Source organism: Kitasatospora mediocidica KCTC 9733 (assembly GCF_000744225.1).
GTDB lineage: Bacteria > Actinomycetota > Actinomycetes > Streptomycetales > Streptomycetaceae > Kitasatospora > Kitasatospora mediocidica.
Genome location: NZ_JQLN01000004.1, coordinates 805,429 through 820,280 on the forward strand (window position 1 = coordinate 805,429; position 14,852 = coordinate 820,280).

Annotated in this window: 14 protein-coding genes; 6 read left to right on the top strand and 8 right to left on the bottom strand. The window is 70.3% G+C overall.

What is annotated here, in order from left to right; all coding sequences use genetic code 11:
* Window positions 1-215: 215 nt before the first annotated feature.
* From BS80_RS11200 to BS80_RS11225, 6 genes are all read right to left on the bottom strand, one after another.
* Window positions 216-1,676 carry a catalase gene (locus tag BS80_RS11200; protein WP_035796054.1) on the bottom strand — a complete coding sequence of 487 codons (1,461 nt, stop codon included), beginning with the start codon at window positions 1,674-1,676 and terminating at the stop codon, window positions 216-218.
* A gap of 44 nt (window positions 1,677-1,720) precedes the next feature.
* A complete protein-coding gene (alc, locus tag BS80_RS11205) occupies window positions 1,721-2,998 on the bottom strand; it encodes an allantoicase (protein WP_051966470.1) in 1,278 nt (425 codons plus the stop codon).
* An 8-nt stretch (window positions 2,999-3,006) separates the two neighbouring features.
* Entirely contained in the window at window positions 3,007-4,374 is a 1,368-nt protein-coding gene (gene allB / locus BS80_RS11210) for an allantoinase AllB (protein ID WP_035796055.1), read from the bottom strand.
* Window positions 4,375-4,469: 95 nt separating this feature from the next.
* The gene (locus BS80_RS11215) at window positions 4,470-5,609 is read right to left on the bottom strand and encodes a glycerate kinase (RefSeq protein ID WP_035796057.1); all 1,140 of its coding nucleotides are present in this window, start codon (window positions 5,607-5,609) and stop codon (window positions 4,470-4,472) included.
* 290 nt (window positions 5,610-5,899) lie between these two features.
* Window positions 5,900-6,796: a 2-hydroxy-3-oxopropionate reductase gene (locus BS80_RS11220; protein ID WP_035796059.1), complete on the bottom strand. Its 897-nt coding sequence runs from the start codon at window positions 6,794-6,796 to the stop codon at window positions 5,900-5,902.
* Window positions 6,797-6,846: 50 nt separating this feature from the next.
* Window positions 6,847-7,704 carry a TIM barrel protein gene (locus BS80_RS11225; RefSeq protein ID WP_083974518.1) on the bottom strand — a complete coding sequence of 286 codons (858 nt, stop codon included), beginning with the start codon at window positions 7,702-7,704 and terminating at the stop codon, window positions 6,847-6,849.
* A 164-nt stretch (window positions 7,705-7,868) separates the two neighbouring features.
* On the opposite strand from BS80_RS11225, the gene BS80_RS11230 reads away from it, so the two are divergent.
* The 6 genes from BS80_RS11230 (at window position 7,869) to BS80_RS11255 (ending at window position 12,140) form a co-directional block, all read left to right on the top strand.
* Window positions 7,869-8,132: a thiamine-binding protein gene (locus BS80_RS11230; protein WP_232246436.1), complete on the top strand. Its 264-nt coding sequence runs from the start codon at window positions 7,869-7,871 to the stop codon at window positions 8,130-8,132.
* On the top strand, window positions 8,129-8,512 hold the full coding sequence (locus BS80_RS11235) for a helix-turn-helix domain-containing protein (RefSeq protein WP_035796066.1): 384 nt from the start codon (window positions 8,129-8,131) through the stop codon (window positions 8,510-8,512). The genes BS80_RS11230 and BS80_RS11235 overlap by 4 nt, the downstream gene beginning before the upstream one ends.
* A 175-nt stretch (window positions 8,513-8,687) precedes the next feature.
* Window positions 8,688-9,218 (top strand): 2-oxo-4-hydroxy-4-carboxy-5-ureidoimidazoline decarboxylase, encoded by a 531-nt coding sequence (uraD, locus tag BS80_RS11240; RefSeq protein WP_232246437.1) that lies wholly within the window; start codon window positions 8,688-8,690, stop codon window positions 9,216-9,218.
* A gap of 89 nt (window positions 9,219-9,307) precedes the next feature.
* Complete coding sequence (gene uraH / locus BS80_RS11245; protein WP_035796071.1) at window positions 9,308-9,643, top strand: hydroxyisourate hydrolase; 336 nt, start codon at window positions 9,308-9,310, stop codon at window positions 9,641-9,643.
* 17 nt (window positions 9,644-9,660) lie between these two features.
* Entirely contained in the window at window positions 9,661-10,575 is a 915-nt protein-coding gene (gene pucL / locus BS80_RS11250; protein ID WP_035796072.1) for a factor-independent urate hydroxylase, read from the top strand.
* Between the two features lie 182 nt (window positions 10,576-10,757).
* A complete protein-coding gene (locus BS80_RS11255; RefSeq protein ID WP_035796073.1) occupies window positions 10,758-12,140 on the top strand; it encodes an 8-oxoguanine deaminase in 1,383 nt (460 codons plus the stop codon).
* Window positions 12,141-12,379: 239 nt separating this feature from the next.
* On the opposite strand, the gene gcl is transcribed toward BS80_RS11255, so the two are convergent.
* Window positions 12,380-14,167 (bottom strand): glyoxylate carboligase, encoded by a 1,788-nt coding sequence (gcl, locus tag BS80_RS11260; protein WP_083974520.1) that lies wholly within the window; start codon window positions 14,165-14,167, stop codon window positions 12,380-12,382.
* A 259-nt stretch (window positions 14,168-14,426) separates the two neighbouring features.
* Window positions 14,427-14,816: an allophanate hydrolase-related protein gene (locus tag BS80_RS11265; protein ID WP_035796077.1), complete on the bottom strand. Its 390-nt coding sequence runs from the start codon at window positions 14,814-14,816 to the stop codon at window positions 14,427-14,429.
* Window positions 14,817-14,852 lie beyond the last annotated feature (36 nt).

Here is a 14,852-nt window from a genome sequence, read left to right on the forward strand (position 1 = left end):
TCCCCTTTCCGCTCCTGGTACCACCCTCAGACTAACCACCGTGCGCCCTCCACACCCCCTGCTCGGGCGATATTCCCGCAGGTGACGGGTATTGGCCGAATGGCATATGCCAGAAGCATTACCAGTTGGAGCAGGCGGGAAACATGACGACGTACCCCTCCCCAGGACAGCGGGGAGGGGTACGTCTGAGGGTTCGTCAGTTGGCGCTGGGAGGGTCAGCCCTCGTCGCCGGCGCGGAGCTTGGCGACGGCGGCCTCCAGGCGGCGACCGTAGTTCTCGTCGGCCGCGTGGAAGTGGGCGAGGTTCTTCTCGACGATGTCGTCGCGCGTCACCTGGGCGAGGAAGCCCGCGATGTTGTTGATCAGGCGCTCCTGCTCACCGGCCGACATCAGACGGAACAGCTCGCCCGCCTGGAAGAAGTCGTCGTCCTTGGTGTGCGCGGGGGTGGTGTACGTGCCGGTGTGGCCGCCCAGGGCCACCGGCGCGGCCAGCGCGCTGTCGGTCTGGGCGGGGCCGTCGTACGAGTTGGGCTCGTAGTTCTTGCCACGGCCGGACTTGTTGACCGCGGCGAAGCCGTCGCGGCCGTAGTTGTTCGCCTCGGTCGCCTTGGGGGCGTTGACGGCGAGCAGGGTGTGGTTGACGCCGAGGCGGTAGCGCTGGGCGTCCGCGTAGGCGAAGAGCCGGCCCTGGAGCATCTTGTCGGGCGAGGCGCCGATGCCGGGGACGAAGTTGTTCGGCGAGAAGGCGGACTGCTCGACCTCGGCGAAGACGTTCTCCGGGTTCTTGTTGAGAACCAGGCGGCCGACCTTCTGCAGCGGGTAGTCCGCGTGCGGCCACACCTTGGTGAGGTCGAACGGGTTGAAGCGGTAGTCGGCCGCCTCGGCCACCGGCATCAGCTGGACGTAGAGGGTCCAGGACGGGAACACGCCGCGCTCGATCGCCTGGTGCAGGTCGCGCTGGTGGCTGTCGGCGTCGGCGCCCACCACCTCGGCGGCCTGGTCGCCGTCCAGCGAGCGGATGCCCTGGTTGGTCTTGAAGTGGTACTTGACCCAGAAGGCCTCGCCCGACTCGTTGACCCACTGGTAGGTGTGCGAGCCGTAGCCGTTCATGTGGCGGTACGAGGCCGGGATGCCGCGGTCGCCGAAGAGCCAGGTGATCTGGTGGGTGGAGGCCGGCGAGTGGGCCCAGAAGTCCCAGACGTTGTCGGCTTCCTGGATACCGGTGTACGGGTCCCGCTTCTGCGAGTGGATGAAGTCGGGGAACTTGATCGGGTCCTTGATGAAGAACACCGGGGTGTTGTTGCCGACGAGGTCGTAGTTGCCCTCTTCGGTGTAGAACTTCAGCGCGAAGCCGCGCGGGTCACGGACCGCGTCGCTGGCGCCGAGGTTGCCCGCGACGGTGGAGAAGCGCAGGAAGACCTCGGTCCGCTTGCCCACCGAGGCGAGGAAGTTGGCGCGGGTGAACTGCGAGACCTCGTCGGTGACCTCGAAGTAGCCGTACGCGCCCGAGCCGCGGGCGTGCACCACGCGCTCCGGGATGCGCTCGCGGTTGAAGCGCGCGAGCTTCTCCAGGAGCTGCTGGTCCTGGATGAGCAGCGGGCCGTACTCGCCGGCGGAGGCCGAGTTCTGGTTGTCGGCGATCGGCGCGCCGGACTCGGTGGTCAGGATCTTGGACATAGCGCGGTCCTTCGGAAAGAGAGGCGGTGCGTGGAGAGAAGAATTCAGACGCCCAGCAGGCGCCAGATCGCGGCGGCCCGGCGGGAGGTCTCGGTGCCGTCGGGGCCGTCGGCGGGCTGAAGGGCCGTCACGGCGGCGGTGACGTCGGCCGGTGCGGCGAGCGGACGCGCCGCGGCGAGGGTGGTCGCCTCGGCGCCGGCCAGGCCGGCTTCGGTGAGCGCCTGGACGGCCTCGGCTACGGGCAGCGCGTTGAACCAGCGCAGCGCGAGGGCGGCGCGGCCGGCCTCGGTGAGCCGGCCGGTCAGCCGCAGGCGGGCCAGGCCGCCGTCCGGGTAGACGTTGATCCGGACGTGCGTGACCGGGCGGCCCACGTCCAGGCGCAGCCGGTGGCGCGTGTCGGGCTGCAACCGGGTGCGCGGCAGGATCTCGAACCAGCCGTCAGGGTCGCTGGAGGGGTCAGCAGACGGGTCGCCGCCGGCGGAGGCGTCGTAGCCCACCAGGTCGGCCCAGCCGGGGGCGTTGGCGACGAAGTGGGTGGTGTCCACCTCGGCGGCCAGGACCTCGCCGCCCCCGGCCAGGGCGATCTGTACCCAGTCGTTGGCCTTGTCGCGCCGACGCCGGGTCTCCCAGCCCTCGCCCATGACGGAGGCGCGGCCCGGAGAGTTCAGGTTGTGCGGGGAGGAGAAGTAGCGGTCCGAGGCGGCCTCGGCGACGCCGCCGTACTCCTGGGCGGCCAGGTCGAAGCTGAGGCCGTCCAGGTCGCGCGGGTCGGGCAGCACCTCGCCGTGCACCCGCAGGCGGGCCACGCCGCCGTCCGGCCAGATGTTCAGCCGGACGTGGGTGTAGCGGGTCGGGTCGCTGACCTCGAACTCGTGGGCGGTGTCGCCCTGGAGCGCGGTGCGCGGGACCAGGTCGGTCCACTCGGCGTCGTCGAGCTCCTCGACGGACGGGTGGCCGGGTATCGAGGCGGCCTGCACCGAGCCGGTCTCCGGGTAGTTCCCGGTGAAGTGCGCGGTGTCGACGATCACGCCGTGGATCCGGCCGGCCACGCCCAGGCGGACGACCGCCCAGTCGTGGTCCTCGTCGGTGGGGTGCGGCTGCTCGGCGCTGACACCGCGCCGGCGCTTGCTCTCCCAGCCATCCATGATCTGGCCCTTGTGGCCGAAGGTGTGCGCGCGGAACTCGGCGGCCTTGGCGACCAGCAGGTTCTCCGCGTCGGCGAAGGTGTCCTCGTTGGTGGCCACCACGCCCGCGCCGAGCAGCCGGGAGGCGAGGTTGACCAGCTCGGTGAAGGGAGCGGCCGGGGTCTGACTGGTACTCATCTCGCTCCTCAGCGGGTACGAAGGATCTGCCGGCCGAACGGTTCGGCGTCCACGTCCACCACGCGGCCGCGCAGCCAGGTGGTCTGCACGGTGCCGGTCAGGGTCTTGCCGGCGTACGGGGTGACGGGGTTGCGGTGGTGCAGGGCGTCGGGATCGACGGAGAACACGCCGTCCGGGTCGAAGGCGACCAGGTCGGCGTCGTGGCCGACCGCGATGGCGCCCTTGGTGCCGGTCAGGCCGACCAGCGAGGCCGGTCCGGCGGACATCCAGCGGACCACGTCGGACAGGCTGTGGCCGCGCTTGCGGGCCTCGGTCCAGATCGCGGGCAGGCCCAGCTGGAGGGAGGCGATGCCACCCCAGGCCTTGGCGAAGTCGCCGCTGCCGCCGTACTTCTGAAGGAGTTTCAGATCTGGCGTGGACGGCGAGTGGTCGGAGACGATCGCGACGAACTCGCCGGCCGCCAGGGCCGCCCAGAGCAGGTCGCGGTTGGACTCGTCGCGGATCGGCGGGCAGCATTTGAAGGCCGTGTCGCCGTCCGGGACCTCCTCGGCCGCCAGCGTCAGGTAGTGCGGACAGGTCTCGGCGGTCACCTGGACGCCGTCGGCGCGGGCCTGCGCGAGCAGCGGCAGGACGGCGGCGGAGGAGACGTGCAGGATGTGGACCCGGGCGCCGGTGCGCCGCGCGGTGTCCAACAGCCGTGCCACGGCGGCGGATTCGGCGTCGTCGGGGCGAGAGGCGAGGAAGTCGCGGTAGTGCGTGCCGGGCCGCTGCGGGGCGGCCTCCAGCACGGCCGGGTCCTCGGCGTGGATGATCGCCAGGGCGCCGATCCTGGCCTGCTCGGTGAGCGCGGCCTCCAGGTCGGCGCCCTCGACATGCGGGAACTCGTCCACGCCGGAGGGGGCCAGGAAGCTCTTGAAGCCGAAGACGCCGGCCTCGTGCAGCGGCTCCAGATCGCCGGTGTTGCCGGGTATCGCGCCGCCCCAGAAGCCGAGGTCGACCCAGGCCTGACCCTCGGCGATCTTCCGCTTGGCGTCGAGGCCGTCCACCGTGGTGGTGGGCGGGATGGAGTTCAGCGGCATGTCGATGACGGTGGTGACACCGCCGGCGGCGGCCGCCCGGGTGGCGGTGGCGAAGCCCTCCCACTCGGTCCGGCCGGGCTCGTTGACGTGCACGTGGGTGTCGACCAGGCCGGGCAGCAGGGCCACCTCACCCAGGTCGGTCAGGTGCGCGTCGCCGACCAGCAGCGAGCCGTGGGCGGCGATCTGCTCGATCTTGCCGTCCCGGACCAAGACATCGGCGGGCCGCTCGCCGTCGGGGAGGACCACCCGGCGGGAGCGGATCACCGCGGTCGCCACGGGCTGCTCGCTGAGCGGCATCAAGACCTCCGGAGTGGGGGTGTCAGGTGGGTGGCTCGGAGCCTAGGCCCGCCTTCAACAAAACGTCAATGTATGAAAGTACGACTGGCTGGAAACTAGGCCAGCAGGTCGGCCGCCAGTCGCTCCCCCGCGACCTCGGCCAGCTCCGCGGCCTTCGTCAGGCTGTCGCCGGGCTGCTCGGCCAGGTCGGTGAGCGCGTAGGCGGCGACGAAACCGGCCCCGCGCCACTCGCTCTCCGACAGTTCGAGCCGTCCGGCCACAGCGGCCACCGGAACCCCCGCCCCAGTGGCCGCCGCGGCAACGCCGGCGGGAGCCTTGCCATGGAGCGTCTGCGCGTCCAGGCAACCCTCACCGGTCACGACCAGGCGTGCCCCACGCACGGCCTCGTCGAAGCCCAGCAGTTCGAGCAGAAGCTCGATGCCGGGCCGCATGGTGGCGCCGAGCAGGGCCAGGGCGGCGAAGCCGACCCCTCCTGCGGCCCCGGCGCCGGGGGCGTCCCGGAAGTCCTCACCCGTGCCGGCCGCGACCACGTCCGCCCAGCGGGTCAGACCGGCCTCCAGGACCAGCAGGTCCTCGCCGTCCGCGCCCTTCTGCGGGCCGTAGACGGCGGTGGCGCCGCGCGGGCCGAGCAACGGGTTGTCCACGTCGCAGGCCACCACGATCTCGACGCCCTTGAGGGCCTTGGTCACCAGGACCGGGTCGATGCGGTGCAGCCGGCGCAGGGCCGCACCGCCGGGGGGCAGTTCGATGCCCTCCGAGTCCGTCAGAGCGGCGCCCAGCGCCTGGACCATGCCCGCGCCGCCGTCGGTGCAGGCGCTGCCGCCCAGGCCGAGCACGATCCGCTTGGCGCCGAGGCTCACCGCCCGGCCGATCAGCTGACCGACCCCGTAGGAGCCGGCCGCCAGCGGCGCGGTGCGTCCGCCGGGGAGCCGGGCGAGGCCCGAGGCCAGCGCGAGTTCGACCACGGCGGTGTCGCCCTTGACGGCGATCGCGGCGTCCACCGGCAGCCCGGTCGGACCGGCCACCTTGGCGGGGATCCGGGTGAAGCCCGCCGCCAGCGCGGCGGCCAGCGTGCCCTCGCCGCCGTCGGCGACCGGGAGTTCGCGGATCTCCAGCTGCGGCGCGACCTTGCGGATGCCGGCCGCCAGGCGGGCGGCGACCTCGGCGCCCTCCAGGGTGCCCTTGAACTTGTCGGGAGCTACGACCACGTGGCCCTGGGTGGGGGTGGCGGGCATGGTGGGGCCTCACTTCCGAGTGGCGCTGGGGGACGTGCTCTCAATGATCGGGGTGCGACCCCCTCCCCGCCGTTCCTCCCGTCCCGCTTCCGACGTACGGGAGGCTCCCCTCGGCGAGGGAGGGGGCCGGGCGGCGCCCGCACGACCGAAGTGCGAGGCGCCGCCGGCTGGCACGGCCAGCAGGGGTGGATGAGCACCACTCCCCTGCTGGCCGATAAGGCCCTCCTGGTGACGCGGGCACGACCGGACAGGTACACGCCACCAGGAGGAGTAAGGGGTAACCCGGAGGGTTACTTGACCTCGCGGCCCGCGAGGCGCTCGACGCCGCGCAGCAGGGCCGAGTGGTCCAGCGAGCCGTCACCGTTGGCGCGGGCCGAGGCGACCAGCTGGGCGACCAGCGAGCCGACCGGCAGCGGGGCCTCGACGGCGCGCGCGGCGGCCGTGACGATACCCATGTCCTTGTGGTGCAGGTCGATCCGGAAGCCCGGGGCGAACTCGCGGTTGACCATGTTGGCCTTCTTGCGGTTCAGCACGGTGGATCCGGCCAGGCCGCCCGCGAGGACGTCCAGCGCGGCCTGCAGGTCGACGCCCGCGTTCTCCAGGAAGACCACGGCCTCGGCCACGACCTGGATGTTCACGGCCACGATGAGCTGGTTGGCGGCCTTCACGGTCTGGCCGGCACCGGCCGGGCCGACGTGGATGACCGTGGTGCCCAGCGCGTCGAAGAGCGGCTTGGCCTCGGCGAAGTCCGCCGCCTCGCCACCGACCATGATGGACAGGACGGCCTCGATCGCGCCGGCCTCGCCACCGGAGACGGGGGCGTCCAGGGTGCGGATGCCCTTCTCCTTGGCGGCCGCGGCGACCTTGATCGAGGTCTGCGGGGTGATGCTGCTCATGTCGATGACGAGCGAGCCGGCCTTGGCGTTCTCCAGGACACCGCCCTCACCGAGGATGACCTGCTCGACGTGCGGGTCGGCGGGGACCATGGTGATGATCACGTCGGCGCCGGTCACGGCGTCGGCGATGCTGGTCGCGCCCTTGCCGCCGGCCGCCACCAGGGCGTCGATGGCGGACTGCTCGAGGTTGAAGCCGGTGACGGTGTGCCCGGCCTTGACCAGGTTGGCGGCCATCGGGCTGCCCATGATGCCGAGACCGATGAAGGCGATGGTGCGGGGGGTGGCGCTCACAGCGCTGTTCCCTTCGTAGCGGGGGGAGGAGGGTGGGAGAGAGCTGAGGGTCAGCCGGCGCGGTTCTCGCGCGGGAGCCACTCGAAGCTGTCGGCGCTGACGCCGGTCGACGGGCGGTACTCCAGGCCGATGCGGCCCGGGTAACCGGCCGCGTCGAGCCGGGCGAAGAGCTCGTCGAAGTTCAGCTCGCCGGTGCCGGGCTCGTTGCGGCCCGGGAAGTCGGCGATCTGCACGTGGCCGGTCTTGCCCGTGTGGGCGGCGATGACGGCGGGCAGGTCCTCGCCGTTCACCGCCAGGTGGTAGAGGTCGCAGAGGAAGGTGGCGTTGCCGAGCCCGGTGGCGGCGTTGACCCGGTCGACGATGTCGACGGCGGCCTGCGCGGTGTGCAGCGGGTAGTCCGGCGCGTCGACCTTGTTGAGCGCCTCGATCAGCAGGACGGCGCCGATGGCGTGCGCGGCCTGGGCGGCGAGGACGAGGTTCTCCAGCGCGAGGGCGTCCTGCTCGGCCGGGTCGACGCCCTCGACGCGGTTGCCGTAGAGCGCGTTGAGCGCCTTGGTGCCGAGCGACTCGGCGAGGGCCACGGCCACCGGGATGTTCTCCCGGAAGCGCTTGCTCTCGGCGGGCACCGACAGGACGCCCTTGGCGCCCTTGGTCAGGTCGTCCAGGAAGTTGAGGCCGGTGAGCTGCACCCCGGCGTCGGTGAACGCCTTGCGCAGCGCGTCCAGCTCGGCCTCGGTGGGGGTGTGGTCGGCGCCGAAGGGCCACCACAGCTCGGCGGCGGTGAAGCCGGCGGCCGCCGCGGCGGCGGGACGCTCCAGGAGCGGAAGCTCACTGAACAGGATCGACAGGTTGACCGTGACGCGGCCGTTCAAGGACGCGTGCTGGGAAGCGGCAGTCACGTCAATCACCTTTCACTCTTCCGACATCCGCAACTTCCATGATGCGGAAGAGGGATTCTGCTTGGTGGAAGCATGGCACGGGCACCCGATGAGGTGTCAAGACCGTCGCAACAATTTGTTGAAGAGATCGACCGGCCCCTGCCACCCCATCGCCCGCTCGCTACAGTGAGCGGGTGCGATTGATGGTGGAGTTCACGACAGAACCGTTCGAACTGGTCAATTTCCCGGACCATGCGGTCGCGGCCCGCAGGGCGGTGGACGAGGCGGGCCTGGCCGTCTCGGTCGGCCCGTTCGGCACCAGCGCCGAGGGCGCGGCCGAGCAGGTCCTGACCGCAGTGGACCGACTGCTGCGCGAGAGCCTGGAAGCCGGCGCGAGCCGGATCTCCTTCCAGGTCAGCGTGGTCCCAGATGCCCCGGAAGGAGTGGGTACGCAGTGACCGACGCCTTGGAACACCCGCTCACCGCGGCGATAAAGCCGCTGCTCGACGCCGTCGGCGCGACGGCGCTCCCGATGGCCGACGCCAAGCCCGACGACGTCGTCCTGGAGTGGGAGGGCGTCCCGGCCGTGGCCGTCCGCCTCCCCCACCTCAGCAACGCGCTGGACCGGCTGCTGGCCGAGATGACCCGCCAGTTCGACGGGCGACCGCTCACCGAGCTCGACCGGCTCGAGAAGCAGCGCGTCGTCGCCCTGCTGGAGGAACGTGGCGCCTTCACCGTCCGACACGGAGTGGAGACCGTGGCGTCCGCGCTGGGCGTCAGCCGATTCACGGTGTACAACTACCTGAACCGGCAGGTCGACGGCCCGAAGGCCGACTGACCAGGCAAGTCTCACCGATGGCCGTACCCCGGCACACTTGGCGGATCGCACACGAAACCGCCCGGTCACACCCGGCGCTTCGAAACGTAACCACCAAGGCTTCAACAAAGTGTTGACGACCGGGGGTGGTGGATCTAGTTTTTGCGGGTGGCACCACTCTTCAGGAGGTCCACCCGTGACCAACCACCCCCATGCGTCGCCTGACGCAGCCGACGCCCTCGCGGCGCTGGCGGCGGCTCCGGCCGCCGAGCTGGAGAAGCACCTCTTGGAGGTCTGCTCCAGCCCCGCCTGGGCCGCCGCCGTCGCGGCCACCCGGCCCTGGTCCGACCGACACGCCCTGCTCACGGCCAACCTGACGGCCATGGCGGGACTCTCGACCGCGGACCTCGGCGACGCCATGGCCGGCCACGCCCGGATCGGCAAACCCAAGCCGGGCGACGCCACCTCCGAGCGCGAGCAGGCCGGCATCCACGGAGTGGACTCCGCGCTCCTCGACGAACTGCACGAGGCCAACGCCGCCTACGAGGCGAAGTTCGGCCATGTGTTCCTGATCTGCGCCACCGGGCGCACCGCGGCCACCATGCTGGACGCGCTGCGCGAACGGTTCCCCAACGACGCGGCCACCGAGGCCGAGATCGTCCGCGGCGAGCTCCGCAAGATCAACGACATCCGTCTCAACCGCATCCTGGACGAGACCCCCAGCTGATCGGACACCCACCCGTCGCCCGCCGCCACCCTTCCGGGGGCGCGCTGCGCGCGGCACCCATCTCCGCCACCAGTAAGGTCACTTCAGCCATGACTGGCATCTCCACGCACGTGCTCGACACCAGCCTCGGCCGCCCGGCCGAGGGTGTCCCGGTCGAGCTCGCACTGAACACCGAGGGTGGTTGGAAGGTGCTCGGCACCTCCGCCACGGACTCCGACGGCCGGGCCAAGGACCTGCCGGCAGTGGAGGCGGGCTCGGTCGTCCGGCTCCTGTTCGACACCGCCGCCTACTACGCCGGCCGGTCCGAACAGACGCCGTTCTTCCCCGAGGTCTCGATCGTCTTCACGGTCGCGCCCGCGCAGCACCACTATCACGTGCCGCTGCTGCTGAACCCCTTCGGATACTCCGTCTACCGCGGAAGCTAGAAGCTAGGAGCCACGCCATGGCCCACGTGCTCGGTCAGAACCAGTACGGCAAGGCAGAGAACCGGATCGTCCGGGTCTACCGCGACAGCACCCGCCACGAGATCAAGGACCTGAACGTCTCGGTCGCCCTCTCCGGCGATCTCGACGACGTCCACCTCACCGGCTCGAACGCCAACTGCCTGCCCACCGACACCACCAAGAACACCGTCTTCGCGTTCGCGAAGGAGTACGGCATCGAGTCGGCGGAGGCCTTCGGCATCACGCTGGCGAAGCACTTCGTGGACAACAACGAGCCGATCCACCGCGCCCGGATCCGGATCGAGGAATACACCTGGGACCGGATCAAGACCCCGGACAACTCCTCGCGCTTCATAGGGTCCGAGGAGGTCGGACACTCCTTCTCGCGCAACGGCGGTGAGGTCCGCACCTGCGAGATCACCTACGACGGCAGCACCGTCCAGGTCATCTCCGGGCTGAAGGACCTGGTCGTGATGAACACCACGAACTCCGAGTTCTGGGGCTACATCAAGGACAAGTACACCACCCTGAAGGAGGCCTACGACCGCATCCTGGCCACCCAGGTGACGGCCCGTTGGAAGTACTCCTTCAGCGGCGCGGAGGACGAGGCCCAGCCGAACTGGAACCGTTCCTACGCCCACATCCGCCGCCACATGCTGGAGGCGTTCGCGGAGACCTACTCCTACTCGCTCCAGCAGACGCTGCACGCGATGGGCACCCGGGTGCTGAACAACCGGGCCGAGGTGGACGAGGTCCGCCTGGAGCTCCCGAACAAGCACCACTTCCTCGTCGACCTGGAGCCCTTCGGCCTCAAGAACGACAACGAGGTGTACTACGCCGCCGACCGGATGTATGGCCTGATCGAGGGCACCGTGCACCGCGAGGGCGTCGTCCCGGTCATCCCGGTCGCCTGACCGACCGGTCGTCCGGCCGACGCGGTCCGCTCCGTACCGCCCCCGCAACCGCCTCCCCGCGGCGTGGACGGTACGGAGCGTCGTCGCATCCCGAGGGATTCTCGTACCGCCGTCCCGCCCTCGGGACACCAACAGCTCCGACGGCGGTCGCTCCTCCCCCACCGCACCCTTGGAGAGACACCATGGCCGTCCAGCCTCCGCCCGCCGACCAGCGGATCGTGATCGAGAACGTCGCCGTCGCCACGGTCGACGCCAACGACACCGAGTACGCCCGGGGCCACGTCGTGATCCTCGGCAACAAGATCGAGTCGGTCGGCGACGGCCCCGCCCCGCAGTGGCTGGACAACGTGGTGCGCCGGATCAACGGCGAAGGCCATCTGATCACCCCCGGCCTGGTCAACACCCACCACCACTTCTACCAGTGGATCACCCGGGGCCTGGCCCAGGACAACATCCTCTTCGACTGGCTGGTCGCGCTCTACCCGACCTGGTCGCGGATCGACGACAAGCTGGTGCACGCCGCCGCCCAGGGTTCGGCCGCCGCGCTGCTGAAGTCCGGTTGCACCACCGCGAGCGACCACCACTACGTCTTCCCGAAGGACGGCGGCGACATCCTGGGCGCCGAGATCGAGGCCGTCCAGGAGCTGGGCATGCGCTTCACCGCGCTGCGCGGCTCGATGGACCGCAGCAAGAAGGACGGCGGCCTGCCGCCGGACCACGCGGTCGAGAAGACCGAGGACATCCTGATCGCCTCCGAGGCCGCCGTGGACCGCTACCACGACGCCTCCTTCGACTCGATGCTGCAGATCGCCATCGCGCCCTGTTCGCCGTTCTCGGTCTCCACCGAGCTGATGCGCGAGGCCGCCGTGCTGGCCCGCCGCAAGGGCGTCCGACTGCACACCCACGGCTCGGAGACGGCCGAGGAGGAGCAGTTCTGCAAGGAGCTGTTCGGGATGGGCCCGACCGACTACTTCGAGTCCACCGGCTGGCTGGGCGAGGACGTCTGGATGGCGCACTGCGTCCACATGAACGACTCGGACATCGCCAAGTTCGCCGAGACCGGCACCGGTGTCGCACACTGCCCGTCCTCCAACGCCCGCCTCGCGGCCGGCATCGCCCGCGTCCCGGACATGCTCCGGGCTGGCGTGCCGGTCGGCCTGGGCGTGGACGGCACCGCCTCCAACGAGTCGGGTGAGCTCGGCACCGAGCTGCGCAACGCGCTGCTGATCAACCGTCTGCACGGCAGCCCGAAGGCGCTCACCGCCCGCAGCTCGCTGCGCCTGGGCACCATGGGCGGCGCCCGGGTGCTCGGCCGGCACAACGAGATCGGCTCGATCGAGGTCGGCAAGCTCGCCGACCTGGCGCTGTGGAAGATCGACGGCATCATGCACTCCTCGATCGCCGACCCGGTGGCCGCCCTCACGCTGGGCGCCCTGCCGCCGCTGTCCGTGCTCTTCGTCAACGGCAACGCCGTCGTCGAGAAGGGCAACCTGACCACGGTGAACGAGGACCGGATCGCCCTGGCCTGCGCCAAGGCAGCCCGTGAGCTGGCCGCCCGCGGCTGACCCCGCCTCACCCCGATGGGGAAGTCGGTCCGGCCGACTTCCCCATCGATCCCCCTGAACTCCGGGCCGCCCAGGGACGGTGCGTGACCCGGACTCCGTCCGCCCCAGCCGGGGCGGACGGACCGCAGCCCCGGACCCACGGCGAGGGTCCGGGGCTGTGGCGTGCCCATCGTGCCGTACGCGGGCACAACAGAGGGCCCGGGATGCTCGACGAGCATCCCGGGCCCTGCGTTCGTGCGTCAGACCTTCAGCGCCTTGATGGCGGTGGGGGCGTGGCCGGGCTCGGTGGCCAGCTCCTCGAACTCGCTGACGTTGCTGATGTCAGCCGTCTTGCTCATCGCGATGTTGGTGATCCGCTCCAGGATCGCCTCGACGACGACCGGCACCTGGTACTCGGCAGCGAGCTTCTTGGCCTGCTCGAAGGCGGCGCCGAGCTCGTTCGGGTCGGTGACCCGGATCGCCTTGCAGCCCAGGCCCTCGACGACCTTGACGTGGTCGACGCCGTAGACGCCCAGCTCCGGGGAGTTGATGTTCTCGAACTCCAGGTTGACCTGGAAGTTGATGTCCAGGCCGATCTGCGCCTGACGGATCAGGCCGAGGTAGGCGTTGTTCACCAGCACGTGGACGTACGGGATCTTGTGCTGGGCACCGACGGCCAGCTCCTCCAGCATGAACTGGAAGTCGTAGTCGCCGGAGAGCGCGACCACCGGGGTCTGCGGGTCGGCGGTCGCGACCCCGAGAGCGGCCGGGGTGGTCCAGCCGAGCGGGCCGGCCTGACCGCAGTTGATCCAGTGCCGCGGCTTGTAGACGTGCAGCATCTGCGCGCCGGCGATCTGGGAGAGGCCGATGGTGGTGACGTAGCGGGTCTCCGGGCCGAAGGCCCGGTTCATCTCCTCGTAGACCCGCTGCGGCTTCATCGGCACGTTGTCGAAGTGCGTGCGGCGCTGCAGCGTGGCCTTGCGCTCCTGGGTCGAGGCGACCCACGCGCTGCGGTCGGGCAGCTTGCCGGCGGCCTTGAGCTCCTTGGCCACCTCGATGAAGAGCTCCAGCGCGACCTTGGCGTCGGAGGCGATGCCGAAGTCCGGGGCGAAGATCCGGCCGATCTGGGTGGGCTCGATGTCGACGTGAACGAACTTGCGCTCACCGCGGTAGACGTCCAGCTTGTAGCCGGTGTGGCGGTTGGCCCATCGGTTGCCGATGCCGAGGACGAAGTCCGACTCCAGGAAGTTCGCGTTCCCGTAGCGGTGCGAGGTCTGCACGCCGACCATGCCGGCGCTCAGCTCGTGGTCGTCCGCGATGATTCCCCAGCCCATCAGGGTGGGGATGACCGGCGTGTTGGTCAGCTCGGCGAACTCGACCAGCAGCTCGGCGGCGTCGGCGTTGATGATGCCGCCACCGGCGACGATCAGCGGACGCTCGGACTCCAGCAGGAAGCCGATCGCCTTCTCGATCTGGGCGCGGGTCGCGGCCGGCTTGTAGACCGCCAGCGGCTCGTACGTCTCCGGGTCGAACTCGATCTCGGTCAGCTGGACGTCGATCGGGAGGTCGATCAGGACCGGGCCCGGACGGCCGGAGCGCATCAGGTGGAAGGCCTGCTGGAACACGCCGGGGACCTGTGCGGCCTCCAGGACGGTCGTGGCGGCCTTGGTCACCGGCTTGGCGATCGAGGCGATGTCGACGGCCTGGAAGTCCTCGGTGTGCAGCTTGGCGACCGGCGCCTGGCCCGTGATGCACAGGATCGGGATCGAGTCGGCGATCGCCGAGTAGAGGCCGGTGATCATGTCGGTGCCGGCCGGGCCCGAGGTGCCGATGCAGACGCCGATGTTGCCGGCCTTGGCCCGGGTGTAGCCCTCGGCCATGTGCGAGGCGCCCTCGACGTGGCGGGCGAGGGTGTGGCGGATCTCGCCGGAGGCCTTGAGCGCGGCGTAGAACGGGTTGATCGCGGCACCGGGCACGCCGAATGCGACGTCAACGCCCTCGCGCTTGAGGATCTCCACTGCCGCGCGGGCGGCTGTCATTCGAGGCATCGGGTGTCTCCTGCGGTCAGTTCCACGATACGGAATTTGGGTTTTGGTATGCGAAATAAAAGTACGGCGAGGCCGGGCGAGGCGTCAAGAGTTCAGCTGACCCATCTTCAACAACTCGTTGAAGCTCTGGCCATTGGTGATCTCACCAGGAGAAATGCCCGATATGGCCGCCCTTCTTGGACGCCGCCGCCGCGCCTTGAACGACAGAGAGCCACCGGCGAGATCGCCGGTGGCTCAGGGGGGAAGGGGGTAGAGGTGACTAGAAGGTACGGCCCAGGGTCGCCAGGTAGGCGCGCCAGCCACCGAACTCGGTGATCTCCTTGTGCACCCCGCGCTCCAGCTCACCGCGGCCCAGCACCATGGAGAAGCAGGCACTCCCGTCGGCCAGCTTGATGACGCCGAACTCCAGCTCGCCCGGCTCGCCGGGCAGCAGGACGTCGCGCAGGAACTCCAGGCTCACCTCGTACAACTCGCCCTCGATCGCGGTGTCGACCGCCGGGTCGGGCAGCAGGCCGGGGCAGACGTCGCGGATGGAGAAGAACCGGTGGCCCGGCGCCGTGCTGACGACACCGAGCAACGGGGCGTCGCCGAGCAGCGCGTGGAACTCGCCGCCGCGCATCGCCTGACCGTTGAGGAACATGCGGACCATGGATGGAACCCTTCAGCTGGAAAAGCGCACGGTCCG

Coding starts and splice junctions, on each gene's coding strand:
- allB (WP_035796055.1), bottom strand. CDS start 4,374: ATGCCGCTCAGCGAGCAGCCCGTGGCGACCGCGGTGATCCGCTCCCGC.
- alc (WP_051966470.1), bottom strand. CDS start 2,998: ATGAGTACCAGTCAGACCCCGGCCGCTCCCTTCACCGAGCTGGTCAAC.
- uraH (WP_035796071.1), top strand. CDS start 9,308: ATGACTGGCATCTCCACGCACGTGCTCGACACCAGCCTCGGCCGCCCG.
- pucL (WP_035796072.1), top strand. CDS start 9,661: ATGGCCCACGTGCTCGGTCAGAACCAGTACGGCAAGGCAGAGAACCGG.
- gcl (WP_083974520.1), bottom strand. CDS start 14,167: ATGCCTCGAATGACAGCCGCCCGCGCGGCAGTGGAGATCCTCAAGCGC.
- BS80_RS11255 (WP_035796073.1), top strand. CDS start 10,758: ATGGCCGTCCAGCCTCCGCCCGCCGACCAGCGGATCGTGATCGAGAAC.
- BS80_RS11200 (WP_035796054.1), bottom strand. CDS start 1,676: ATGTCCAAGATCCTGACCACCGAGTCCGGCGCGCCGATCGCCGACAAC.
- BS80_RS11215 (WP_035796057.1), bottom strand. CDS start 5,609: ATGCCCGCCACCCCCACCCAGGGCCACGTGGTCGTAGCTCCCGACAAG.
- BS80_RS11265 (WP_035796077.1), bottom strand. CDS start 14,816: ATGGTCCGCATGTTCCTCAACGGTCAGGCGATGCGCGGCGGCGAGTTC.